The sequence below is a fragment of the Microvirga calopogonii genome, from assembly GCF_003347665.1.
Taxonomy (GTDB): domain Bacteria; phylum Pseudomonadota; class Alphaproteobacteria; order Rhizobiales; family Beijerinckiaceae; genus Microvirga; species Microvirga calopogonii.
The window spans coordinates 1-9,836 of record NZ_QDGA01000064.1 but is presented as its reverse complement, the minus strand read 5'-3'; the positions used below and the strand labels follow the sequence as shown (position 1 = coordinate 9,836).

17 protein-coding genes and 1 other RNA gene are annotated in these 9,836 nt (G+C 59.0%); 12 read left to right on the top strand and 6 right to left on the bottom strand.

Annotated elements, in window-relative coordinates:
* Positions 1-14: 14 nt before the first annotated feature.
* From DDF70_RS26535 to DDF70_RS26525, 3 genes are all read right to left on the bottom strand, one after another.
* Positions 15-1,610, bottom strand: a complete 1,596-nt coding sequence (locus tag DDF70_RS26535) for an isocitrate lyase (RefSeq protein ID WP_170316124.1) — start codon at positions 1,608-1,610, stop codon at positions 15-17.
* 331 nt (positions 1,611-1,941) lie between these two features.
* A complete protein-coding gene (locus tag DDF70_RS26530; RefSeq protein ID WP_114947752.1) occupies positions 1,942-2,292 on the bottom strand; it encodes a hypothetical protein in 351 nt (116 codons plus the stop codon).
* Between the two features lie 81 nt (positions 2,293-2,373).
* Positions 2,374-2,616, bottom strand: a complete 243-nt coding sequence (locus DDF70_RS26525) for a hypothetical protein (RefSeq protein ID WP_114947751.1) — start codon at positions 2,614-2,616, stop codon at positions 2,374-2,376.
* A gap of 511 nt (positions 2,617-3,127) precedes the next feature.
* On the opposite strand from DDF70_RS26525, the gene DDF70_RS26520 reads away from it, so the two are divergent.
* The 8 genes from DDF70_RS26520 (at position 3,128) to rpsU (ending at position 6,226) form a co-directional block, all read left to right on the top strand.
* Positions 3,128-3,376 (top strand): ParB N-terminal domain-containing protein, encoded by a 249-nt coding sequence (locus DDF70_RS26520; RefSeq protein WP_114947770.1) that lies wholly within the window; start codon positions 3,128-3,130, stop codon positions 3,374-3,376.
* Positions 3,377-3,757: 381 nt separating this feature from the next.
* Positions 3,758-3,967: a cold-shock protein gene (locus DDF70_RS26515; protein ID WP_114947769.1), complete on the top strand. Its 210-nt coding sequence runs from the start codon at positions 3,758-3,760 to the stop codon at positions 3,965-3,967.
* 113 nt (positions 3,968-4,080) lie between these two features.
* Positions 4,081-4,308 carry a hypothetical protein gene (locus DDF70_RS26510; protein WP_114947750.1) on the top strand — a complete coding sequence of 76 codons (228 nt, stop codon included), beginning with the start codon at positions 4,081-4,083 and terminating at the stop codon, positions 4,306-4,308.
* Between the two features lie 343 nt (positions 4,309-4,651).
* Positions 4,652-4,861 carry a cold-shock protein gene (locus DDF70_RS26505; protein ID WP_114947749.1) on the top strand — a complete coding sequence of 70 codons (210 nt, stop codon included), beginning with the start codon at positions 4,652-4,654 and terminating at the stop codon, positions 4,859-4,861.
* Positions 4,862-4,968: 107 nt separating this feature from the next.
* Complete coding sequence (locus DDF70_RS36970) at positions 4,969-5,169, top strand: hypothetical protein (protein ID WP_162820683.1); 201 nt, start codon at positions 4,969-4,971, stop codon at positions 5,167-5,169.
* A gap of 36 nt (positions 5,170-5,205) precedes the next feature.
* Entirely contained in the window at positions 5,206-5,583 is a 378-nt protein-coding gene (locus tag DDF70_RS26500; RefSeq protein ID WP_114947748.1) for a DUF6481 family protein, read from the top strand.
* A 66-nt stretch (positions 5,584-5,649) separates the two neighbouring features.
* The gene (locus tag DDF70_RS26495; protein WP_114947747.1) at positions 5,650-5,844 is read left to right on the top strand and encodes a hypothetical protein; all 195 of its coding nucleotides are present in this window, start codon (positions 5,650-5,652) and stop codon (positions 5,842-5,844) included.
* 79 nt (positions 5,845-5,923) lie between these two features.
* On the top strand, positions 5,924-6,226 hold the full coding sequence (gene rpsU, locus DDF70_RS26490) for a 30S ribosomal protein S21 (protein ID WP_114947768.1): 303 nt from the start codon (positions 5,924-5,926) through the stop codon (positions 6,224-6,226).
* Between the two features lie 103 nt (positions 6,227-6,329).
* Here the strand turns inward: rpsU and DDF70_RS36965 are convergent, their stop codons facing one another.
* Positions 6,330-6,473, bottom strand: coding sequence for a hypothetical protein (locus DDF70_RS36965; RefSeq protein WP_162820682.1), 144 nt, complete (start codon positions 6,471-6,473; stop codon positions 6,330-6,332).
* Positions 6,474-6,994: 521 nt separating this feature from the next.
* Between DDF70_RS36965 and infA the strand changes: the two genes are divergently transcribed.
* The 4 genes from infA to DDF70_RS26465 all read left to right on the top strand — a co-directional run bounded on the left by infA (position 6,995) and on the right by DDF70_RS26465 (position 8,569).
* Positions 6,995-7,273: a translation initiation factor IF-1 gene (gene infA / locus DDF70_RS26480; protein WP_114947745.1), complete on the top strand. Its 279-nt coding sequence runs from the start codon at positions 6,995-6,997 to the stop codon at positions 7,271-7,273.
* 46 nt (positions 7,274-7,319) lie between these two features.
* Entirely contained in the window at positions 7,320-7,583 is a 264-nt protein-coding gene (locus DDF70_RS26475; RefSeq protein WP_114947744.1) for a hypothetical protein, read from the top strand.
* 13 nt (positions 7,584-7,596) lie between these two features.
* Positions 7,597-7,827, top strand: coding sequence for a hypothetical protein (locus DDF70_RS26470; RefSeq protein ID WP_114947743.1), 231 nt, complete (start codon positions 7,597-7,599; stop codon positions 7,825-7,827).
* Positions 7,828-8,071: 244 nt separating this feature from the next.
* Positions 8,072-8,569, top strand: coding sequence for a lysophospholipid acyltransferase family protein (locus tag DDF70_RS26465; protein WP_245435658.1), 498 nt, complete (start codon positions 8,072-8,074; stop codon positions 8,567-8,569).
* Between the two features lie 82 nt (positions 8,570-8,651).
* On the opposite strand, the gene DDF70_RS26460 is transcribed toward DDF70_RS26465, so the two are convergent.
* The gene (locus DDF70_RS26460) at positions 8,652-9,392 is read right to left on the bottom strand and encodes a hypothetical protein (RefSeq protein WP_114947742.1); all 741 of its coding nucleotides are present in this window, start codon (positions 9,390-9,392) and stop codon (positions 8,652-8,654) included.
* Positions 9,393-9,468: 76 nt separating this feature from the next.
* Positions 9,469-9,832, bottom strand: a transfer-messenger RNA (tmRNA) gene (gene ssrA / locus DDF70_RS26455).
* Between the last annotated feature and the right edge of the window lie 4 nt (positions 9,833-9,836).

The window sequence follows — 9,836 nt, the reverse complement described above, 5'->3', positions numbered from 1 at the left end:
CCCGCGGCACAAGTCTAGCCGAACTGGTTCATGGTGTTGTGAGCACCACCCGCCTTGAGGGCAGCCTCACCTGCAAAGTACTCCTTGTGGTCGTCACCCATGTCAGAGCCGGCCATGTTCTGGTGCTTGACACAGGCGATGCCCTGGCGGATTTCCTGGCGCTGGACGTTGCGCACGTAGCCGAGCATGCCTTCGCTGCCGAAGTACTCCTTGGCCAAGTTGTCCGTGGACAGCGCCGCCGTGTGATAGGTCGGCAGGGTGATCAGGTGGTGAAAGATGCCAGCCCGCTTCGCACCGTCGGCCTGGAACGTCCGGATACGCTCGTCAGCTTCCTTCGCGAGTTCAGTGCCGTCGTAGTCCACGCTCATCAGCTTGGCACGGTCGTACTGCGACATGTCCTTGCCGGCCTTTTCCCAGGTGTCAAAGACCTGCTGACGGAAGTTGGTGGTCCAGTTGAAGGACGGGGAGTTGTTATAGACAAGCTTCGCGTTCGGGATGACCTCGCGGATGCGGTCGACCATGCTGGCGATCTGCTCGACATGCGGCTTCTCGGTCTCGATCCACAGCAGGTCGGCACCGTTCTGCAGCGCGGTGATGCAGTCGAGCACGCAGCGGTCCTGGCCGGTGCCAGGGCGAAACTGGAACAGGTTGCTCGGAAACCGCTTCGGCCGCAGCAGCTTGCCGTTGCGGTTGATCACCACGTCGCCGTTGACGCAGTTCTCCGGCGTGATCTCCTCACAATCGAGGAAGCTGTTATAGAGATCACCGATATCGCCGGGCGTGCGGCTGAAGGCGATCTGCTTGGTCAGGCCTGCACCCAGCGAGTCGGTGCGGGCGACGATCAGGCCATCATCGACCCCGAGCTCGAGGAAGGCGTAGCGGATGGCGCGGATCTTGGCGAGGAAGTCCTCGTGCGGAACGGTGACCTTGCCGTCCTGGTGGCCGCACTGCTTCTCGTCAGAAACCTGGTTCTCGATCTGGAGGCAGCAGGCGCCGGCCTCAATCATCTTCCTGGCGAGCAGATACGTCGCTTCCGCATTGCCGAAGCCCGCATCGATGTCGGCGATGATCGGCACGACATGGGTCTGATAGCTGTCGATGGCACTAACGATCTCTCGCTCCTTGATCGAGTTGCCACTCTGGCGAGCGGCATCAAGATCACGGAACAGAAGCCCGAGTTCACGGGCATCGGCCTGTCGCAGGAAGGTGTAGAGCTCGTCGATCAGCGCGGGAACGCTGGTCTTCTCATGCATGGACTGATCGGGCAGTGGGCCGAATTCCGAGCGCAGGGCAGCCACCATCCAGCCGGAGAGGTAAAGATATCGACGCTGGGTCGAGCCAAAATGCTTCTTGATCGAGATCATCTTCTGCTGGCCGATGAAGCCGTGCCAGCAGCCCAGGGATTGGGTGTAAAGCGAGGGGTCAGCGTCATAAGCCGCCATGTCCTCGCGCATGATCGTGGCGGTGTAGCGCGCGATGTCGAGGCCGGTCCTGAACCGGTTCTGCAACCGCATGCGGGCGACTGATTCCGGATCAATGCCGTTCCAGGTGCTTTGGCCTTCAATCAGCATCTGAGACTGCGTGATCTGATCTTGGTACGTCACGATCATGTTCCTCGTTTCTGTGAAGGTTGAACGAGGAAGTAGCGGGCGTGTTCAGGACCGTGAAGGCAAGTTAAGGTCCAGGTGTCAATCTTTACAAGATGTCTGATGTAAAGCTGTAAATTATTTACAACTGCTAACAAACCTTTGTGTCGTGCTAAGTCTCTGATTTTCCTCGCTGGATGTCGTCGTATTGATTGCGATCTTTCTAAACATCTGGTTTTTCATGAAGAATGATGAGCCTAAAGGCGAAGCCAGCCTTGCGGGTTTGGAGGAGCGAAACGCTTCTCCTCTGGTGACAATGCGAGTGTCACTTTTTTACAATTCAGTGAGATTTGGGTCAGCTGGTTGCTGATTCACAATCCCAGGGTGAGTGGGCCCATGTTGATGTCACCCACAACGACACCTTAGCGGCTCGAAAGGCGCAGCGCCCGTCTGTGCACAGCTTGCCATCGAGCAAGAGCGCGGGCGGAGCGCTGTCGATGTCTTCGCGCCCGTTGACCATTCTCTTCGTGCTCGCCTGGACATCGGCATCTTCCGGGGCCAAGAACTCAATCGCATAGGGCTTCCGCAGCCCTCCGCATCTCTCTGCACCGATGGCTTCGATCATCTCGGCCGCCAAGCCAGACGAAGCGGACACCCCAGCGATAAGCCCGAAAGCGGGAGCGCTTGCTCGCAGATGATGCAGCATCACCTCAGCTCCTCCAATCAACGCCTCTGACGCGCAGCCAGCATGGTAGCACCTCCTCACGGCCCAAGCCCTTGTGTCGCGCTAATCGTCACCACTGGACAGCTGACACTCGCCCTTCATGTGGCGCGCGATGGCTGTCATTGCGTCATCGAGAGACGGGAAGTTGGCCGTCGCCATTCCAGCCAGCCTGGAGTCTCGGGGTGCATCAACGACAAACAGCGACGGAGAGGCTTCGGTGATTGTCCCGAGCGGCCGCCCCAGTCGATCGCTCAGCATCCAGGTCCCTGCTGATTTGATTGAAGCCAGTGTCACCACCACATCCATGGTAACTTCTCCGCTCGACGCAGAATAATGACATTTGTCTTGCGTGGAGACGCAGGCTGTCAAGCAATGTCCCGACAGAGCCACACGAGACTGATGTCAGAGGCCCGGCCACTACAGGACATTGCCTAAGCGGTGTCAGCACGGGTACCGGATTTTGTGACGCTGTGCTGAGCGATGAGATGGCCGCAATGACGATGACGGCCAGTAGGATAATCCACCCGCAGTTCATGGTACCCCGCTGGATGCTCCAGCATCACTGGCCGGAGGAACACTGGAATTCGCAGGCGGAGTCTGTGCCCATGCAGAGGATAGAAACAGGACGAAGAATCCGATCGACGCTGTAAGTTTGCTCAGGGATGTATCTCCGGTTGAGGAGGTGCAGCGCCGCCATCCCTGCCTATTGCCAAGCTGCCTGCCATAGCGAACGCATCGTGATCGGGCGTGTTCCTAGGCAAGCTCCCATGTGCCGGATAAGCTTCGAGAGACCATGACAGGGGCTGGAGCGGCCGCGATGATGAAGAGGCAGACATTGGCAATCCACGACATCTATGTGCCGGTACAGCGGCGGCAAACCCTGGATCCGCAGAAGGTTGTGGCCTTGGCAGAGAGCATGATGGAAAAGGGGCAGGAAGTGCCAATTCTCGTGCGGCCTGACGGCCAACGGTTTGTCCTGGTCGAGGGCCTGCATCGGCTGGAAGCCTGCAAGGCTCTCGGAGAGACCACCATCCCGGCTTACTTGGTGCAGGCGCGGGAGCATTGATCGGCGCGGTGATGGAGCGGGATCGGGACAGCTCTGTCTCGGGGCTTTGGCCCGAGCGGCACAGGGTCGGGGCAGATCGCGCTCAAATCGAGGCCGCGGCCCTTTGCAAGTGGCTCGGTGCCCGGCCCTGAAGAGCTTGAGGGTCGACAGGAGCGGAGGGGGCCGCCCGATCCTGCCCTCGCGTCTATCAGTCCCTGAAGCAGAGCCTTGTAACGGGCATCATGCCAGCCTATCGTTCCAGCATCGACATTGGCCGACGACTGAGCTGCTGCGCTGACCGAGCATCCGCACGGACGACCTCCCCAAGCATCGATACTCATCGAGCCAAGGCGCTGATGCATCTTGGCCTCACCTGATCATGAACAGGGAAAGGACCTCATCATGCCAACCGGCACAGTTAAGTGGTACAATGAAACAAAGGGCTATGGCTTCATCCAGCCTGATGCTGGCGGCAAGGACGTCTTCGTTCATGTGTCCGCACTTGAGCGCGCGGGCCTGCGTGGTCTCGCTGAAGGGCAGAAGGTCTCCTACGAGATCGAGTCCGACCGCCGCACCGGCAAGGAGTCGGCATCGAACCTGAAGACGGCCTGATCAAGCCCTCTGATCCCCCATTTTGCAACAGAGGCCGTCTCAGCTAAGGCGGCCTCTGCTTTTTTGCACGCTACACCGCCTGGTGCGTCGAGCCAAGGAAAGGAACACGAACATTGGCCCGCAAGAAGTCTAAGCCCGTTGAGAGCGGTTATGCCCTCTTCGACGTTCTGTATGAGGATGGCTCCCGTAGTTCCAACCGCCGGGTTCCACGCTCTCTTCTGGGCGGGCTTGACGGCGATGAACCGGCCCGTAGGGCGATCGAGGAGCAGGACAACGCCATTGCCGAGAAGGCCGGCTGGCCCCACATTCCGATCAAGAAGATCACGCGTTCACCCACTTAGCGTGAACCGACTTCCGCGCAGGAACTTCCAATCGTGATCATAATCATTCCTGGTGAGATCATCCGATTTCGAACTCTCATCAGGATTTTTCTTAGTGAGCTGTGGAAGTAAATCTTGCCAGGAAGTCACATTCTTTCACCATTCCCAAGCGGCCTCTTGCAATAATCTGATTAGCCCCTATATCTCTATTATCGACTTTGGCCGGACAATCGGGCCGTTTCGCTGTTGGCAATGCCAGGCGCACGTTCGGACTCTCTCCAAACCATCGACGAACCGAGCTGAGGCCGCACTTCCGTGTGCCTTCGCTCACGTGCATCTGCATCAACCGCGAAAGGTTATCCCCATGATCATGGGCACCGTGAAATTCTACAACGACATGAAGGGCTTCGGCTTCATCCAGCCGGACGACGGCAGCAAGGACGTCTTCGTCCACGCCACCGCGCTCGAGCGCGCCGGCATGCGCAACCTCGTCGAGGGTCAGAAGGTCTTCTTCGACACCGCTGAGGACCGCCGCAGCGGCAAGATCGCCGTCAACAACATCCAGAAGGCCTAAGGTTAATCGGGCGCACATCATAAGCGCCTCTCCGAAGCCGCTCCCGGGTGGGGCGGCTTTTTCTTTGCGAACCTCCATCATTCGATGGTCCAACGAGTGAGGAAGCGATGTACACGTTTCGAAAAGCCCCTCCTGCAAAATCGGTCATGTTCATGGTGAACTATGACGACGGTCGCACGGCCTATCTGTGGATCGATGATCCAGCCAAGGCGAACGATACCTGGGCTATCGGCGTGATTGCCCAAGCCCAGCAGGAGCAAGGCTCCCTGCCGGAAGGTACCATCACCAGCATCCGGCGTGTCCGATAGGTGACGCCGGTTAGCCGATGGGACGAATTGAGATCGATGAGTGGAATGAAACAGAAAAATTTTAGCGAACGGCTGAGCGCCGCCAGGGACGCAAAGCAAGCCATGGCCGCCAAGTTTCGTCAGCGGCCCGGCTCTGATGACCCAGCGGTTGCAGAACGCCGTGCCGCCCGTGCCGCTGTGAGTGCCGCGCGGGATGTTCGCCTCGCCGAGCGGGAAGCCCAGCGCCGTGCCGAGAACGCTCAGCGCGCGACCGACGAGGCCCGCCTTGCCGCGGAGCGGGAGGCGCTTGCTGCCGAGCAAGCCGAGCAGGAGAAACGCGCAGCCGCCGAGAAGGCCGCGAACGAGGTCAAGCTGGAGGCCGAGCGCAAGGCCGCCCGCGATGCCCGCTACGCAGCCCGCAAAGCTCGGAAGTAGTGACCCCTTTTCAAGTCACATCCTGATGATCGCGTCCAATTCACTCAGGAACGAGGAGATTGACCGATGGCTCACAAGTTCAAAGTCCGACAACTGGCCGGGCTGAATCAGCCCGGGTTTTCTGACGCCCAGACGACCTCCGCGGGTGTTTACGAAGTCGTGTGGCTGATGCCGGCCGATCAGACAGGCGAGGTTTCGTACCGGATCAAAGCATGTTCGATCGAAAGAGCCGTCCGCGAGAGCAAAATTCGCAGCACGTAGTGTCTCCTGAACTTATCGCTTATCGTCGAGCAGCCACATGCTGGGACGGCCCGAACGCAACGAGCAGAGAGGATATCCATTGCAGGTCTTGGTACGCGACAACAATGTCGATCAGGCACTCAGGGTGCTTAAGAAGAAGATGCAGCGCGAAGGGATCTTCCGCGAAATGAAAACGCGGAAATCTTACGAGAAGCCCTCTGAGCGCAAAACGCGCGAGAAGGCGGAAGCTGTGCGGCGCAGCCGCAAACTGGCCCGTAAGCAGGCCATCCGGGAGGGGCTGATCGCTGCTCCTAAACCCAAACCCCGTTTTGCTGGACCGCGTCGACCCATGACTGCTCCCGGCGCCGGATCCCCTACTCCGACGGCAGAGTCGAAGGTTTAGCCTGTTCTGAGGTAGAGGCTCGTCTCGAGCTCAGGCTTTGCAAGTGGCGCACGGAGACTCCTGCGCCACTTGGGATCTCAGTCATCAGAGACGAACCTGGAAGTCAGCCGATCATCTCGATGATGTGGCGGATCTCCTCGCGTGAGAGGCCAGACGGTTGTGATTTGGCGGCTTCCTTGATCCGCAGGGTGTCTTTCGACGGCTGCGGCTTGTGCTTGGGAAGCTGGGGTTGTGTTGAAGTAGACATGGAATTCCTGTCGCTGATCGGATCATGTTCCGAGCAGCCTTTCGTGTTTGAGATTGTCGAATGCAAAGCAACGACGTGTAAGTCCGCTTGGGCAGACTTGAGAGTAGCAATCGATTGGAACGGAAAGCGGGCTCGGCGCTCGATCGCAAGCAAGGGAGAGCAGGCCGAACACGTCGGTTGATTGGCTCAAGATGGACGACGACTTGGTCTTTGGCAAGATCAAAACCATCGCAAGGGCGACAATCTCCTTTACGGCAGTGTGCCTTGTATTCGCCGTAAGTCGGCACTAGATAGATTCTATCGATTTTGGCCGGACATTCAGTCCATTTTGCCCTGGTGCCCCGCCGGGCGCACGTTCAGGCACTCTTCCCAAACATCAACCAACCGAATGTGAGTTCGTGCTCTCGCACCCTCCGTTCACGTGTGCTTGCGCCAGTGAACGGCGGCATGACATTCCTGTCCGCCGCCTCGCAAAGCCGACCTTCGGGGACGGCCTCTAGTTTACAGAAAAGGATTATCGAATGGCAAAAGAGGAACTGATCACCTTCGAGGGCGAAGTCGTGGAGATTTTGCCGGATGCCCGCTACCGGGTGAAGCTTGAGAGCGGACACGAGATCGTCGCCTATACAGCGGGCAAGATGAAGAAGAACCGCATCAAGACGCTCGCCGGCGACCGTGTGACCGTCGAGATGTCGCCTTACGATCTCGACAAGGGCCGGCTGATCTTTCGCCACAAGGATGCCGGAGCTGGCGCTCCCCGTCCGGGAGCTCAACGCCGTCCGCAATTTCGACGCCGCTAAACGGCGTAGATCGGCTGAAACCTTACAGCCGGACGAAAGGTTTTTGATGCCAGAGAAGACATGGACGTTCGAGGCCGGTGATCGTGTGCCGGAATGGCTCATGCGTCAGACCAACTGCGTGCTGCGGTTCGATCGCGATGCTGTCGTCGTCGAGAGCAACAGCGAGTACCTGATCTACCCAGCCAGTACGATGAGCGCGGACGATACGATCGTTATGGCCGAGATTATAGACGAGCGGCGCGATGCTGAGGTTGAGCAGGTCATGCCAATCGTAGCCCACACGACCCCCCGGTCGATGTCCCTCAATTGAGAAGGAGGCTTTCATGGTTCACAAGTATTCCGTCGGTCAGTTGGTGCATGCCGCTGGCACGCACTTTGCTGAGCGCACGAGCGGCATCTATGAAGTCATTCGTCTGATGCCCGAGAGCAATGGCGAATTCAGCTACAGGATCAAGAATACGGCGAGCGGGACGGAGCGCGCCGCAGGCGAGTCTCAGATCCGCCCCGCTGACGGTGGACCTGGCGTGCCGGCATCCGCAGCCGCGGACCACTGATTCATTCTAAGGTCATCGACCGTGCCGCGTATCCGCTCGATTCTGTTCGATCTTCTGCTCGCCGTCTGGACAGGGCTGTTCGTGCCCGTCCTGGCGATCCTTTGGCTGTGTGGTTCCCCAGAGCCTGGTGTCCGGCTGGGGTTGCGGTTGTGGGCCCGCGGTATCCTCTTCAGCTTGAGGTGGCTCGTTGGATCGACCTATACCGAGCGGGGTCAACACAACATCCTTAACGAACCCTGCTTGATTGTTTGCTAATCACCAGTCCACGTGGGAGACTCTCGCGTTCCTGGTCCTGTTTCCGGATGTGGCCATTGTCGCCAAGCAGGAACTGCTGACGATCCCTGTCTTCTCATGGTTCCTGCGCAAGTCACCGATGATCCTGATTGACCGGGAGAGCGGCTCGAAAGCGATCCGAAAGATGGTGGAGGAAAGCCAGGCGGCACTCGCCCAAGGCCGTTCCGTGCTGATCTTCCCCGAGGGGACCCGAAGGCCGGCTTCCGAGCCCATCGAGTTCAAGCGTGGGGTGGAGTTCCTCTATGCAAAGCTGGGGCGACCGGTTCTGCCCGTTGCGCTAAATTCCGGCCACTTATGGGGACCCAGCCGCTCGTACAAGCGAGCGGGGTCAATTTCGATCTCTTACCTCGATCCGATTCCTCCAGGTCTTTCCGCCCGCGATTTCACGCGCCAGGCAGAGCAGCTTCTTGAGGCTGAGAGAAGGTCCTCCTGGCCTCAGGCAGCTTAGTTCCGAAGTCCGGCGATCATCGTCTCGCCGGATTCATGATGTCACCCGCCGGGGCGATAGGCTGCCCGAGCTCGCGCTGGCCTTATCGTTCAGTCACCAACTCGACGAAGGGCTCAAGGCTGGCATAAGGCAACGTAAACTTCTCGCCCCGGAACAGCATCGGCACATCCGGCCCGCCTCCAAAGCCGGAGGTCAACTTGCCACGAACCGTGAAGGTTTCGCCGGCGGTCACCTGCCCCCAGGGCTCATCGATGTGATCCATAATACCAAGATCGTTCAGCTTCGTGTCCAAGGTCTGGTTCCGAGCATGTTGGGACAACTCGTGGAGACCTCTGTCGAGGTCAGAGCGCATGGCAGCGTATGCAGGGTTGCGAACCTTATAGCGAAGCTCCGCGTCCTGGACGAAGCGCCAGACCGACCCGATCACCATCTGCTGTTGCTTGGTGAGGGGCTTCTTCGCCGGCTTCTCGACCGTCTTTGGCGCCTTCGCACGGGCGGGAGCCTCCACAGGCTGAACGTTAGCGATCAATGCCCATTTGCCTGACCACATCACGGCTCGATAGTCGCCACTCGTCAGGCGATCCGTGAACTCGAGAATATCCTGGTCGATGGGACGTTTGCCACCGCTGGCCTCAAAGTACCGCAACCGCATCTCGTCCGGCAGAAGCAGATAGAAGTTGTCGCTCTTCACGTCGACGTCGAAGATATCGGTGACCTTCACGACCTGATCGCGCGTGGCTGGTGCCTCGACGCCGTCGCCAGTCGGGAAGACCGTGGTTCCCTTGGAAACGCGGATGTAGCCGCCGACCTGAATCTCCAACATTTGTTCTTCGTCTCTCTGTTATGGGGGCAGCGCGAGCTGGGAAGGTCAAGGGTCTGAAAATGGGAACGGCACCCGAAGGTGCCGTTTCTGTTGCTAGGCTATCCCGAGCCCCGGATGGTTACGCCGCGAGGCGCACCGCACCCATGTCAACGTTGTCGTTGGCATTTATGAATTTGCACTATCAAGGCCGTAGCTCAGCCTAATCGCAACCTAGCCTTTATTGCGCCCAGTCGAACCCATGTCGCCCCCCTCACAAACACACCGGGGCAGCGGCCCGACCTCAACGAAAGGCCAGTCGCCCAAACCCCGTCCTGCGGTACCTGGACGGCCGGTGTGCTTGTGGTGGAGGCGGCGGGAATCGAACCCGCGTCCTAAACGCCTATTCCACTCTGCCTCTACGATCATAGTCAGGCGAACCTGACATATCCGATATAGGGGTTCGCC

Excerpts from the sequence above, each read along its gene's own strand:
- infA (WP_114947745.1), top strand. The coding sequence starts at position 6,995 with ATGGCAAAAGAGGAACTGATCACCTTCGAGGGCGAAGTCGTGGAGATT.
- DDF70_RS26470 (WP_114947743.1), top strand. The coding sequence starts at position 7,597 with ATGGTTCACAAGTATTCCGTCGGTCAGTTGGTGCATGCCGCTGGCACG.
- DDF70_RS26460 (WP_114947742.1), bottom strand. The coding sequence starts at position 9,392 with ATGTTGGAGATTCAGGTCGGCGGCTACATCCGCGTTTCCAAGGGAACC.
- DDF70_RS26475 (WP_114947744.1), top strand. The coding sequence starts at position 7,320 with ATGCCAGAGAAGACATGGACGTTCGAGGCCGGTGATCGTGTGCCGGAA.
- DDF70_RS36970 (WP_162820683.1), top strand. The coding sequence starts at position 4,969 with ATGTACACGTTTCGAAAAGCCCCTCCTGCAAAATCGGTCATGTTCATG.
- DDF70_RS26495 (WP_114947747.1), top strand. The coding sequence starts at position 5,650 with ATGGCTCACAAGTTCAAAGTCCGACAACTGGCCGGGCTGAATCAGCCC.
- DDF70_RS36965 (WP_162820682.1), bottom strand. The coding sequence starts at position 6,473 with ATGTCTACTTCAACACAACCCCAGCTTCCCAAGCACAAGCCGCAGCCG.
- DDF70_RS26525 (WP_114947751.1), bottom strand. The coding sequence starts at position 2,616 with ATGGATGTGGTGGTGACACTGGCTTCAATCAAATCAGCAGGGACCTGG.
- DDF70_RS26515 (WP_114947769.1), top strand. The coding sequence starts at position 3,758 with ATGCCAACCGGCACAGTTAAGTGGTACAATGAAACAAAGGGCTATGGC.
- DDF70_RS26520 (WP_114947770.1), top strand. The coding sequence starts at position 3,128 with ATGATGAAGAGGCAGACATTGGCAATCCACGACATCTATGTGCCGGTA.
- DDF70_RS26530 (WP_114947752.1), bottom strand. The coding sequence starts at position 2,292 with ATGCTGCATCATCTGCGAGCAAGCGCTCCCGCTTTCGGGCTTATCGCT.
- DDF70_RS26535 (WP_170316124.1), bottom strand. The coding sequence starts at position 1,610 with ATGATCGTGACGTACCAAGATCAGATCACGCAGTCTCAGATGCTGATT.
- DDF70_RS26505 (WP_114947749.1), top strand. The coding sequence starts at position 4,652 with ATGATCATGGGCACCGTGAAATTCTACAACGACATGAAGGGCTTCGGC.
- DDF70_RS26500 (WP_114947748.1), top strand. The coding sequence starts at position 5,206 with ATGAGTGGAATGAAACAGAAAAATTTTAGCGAACGGCTGAGCGCCGCC.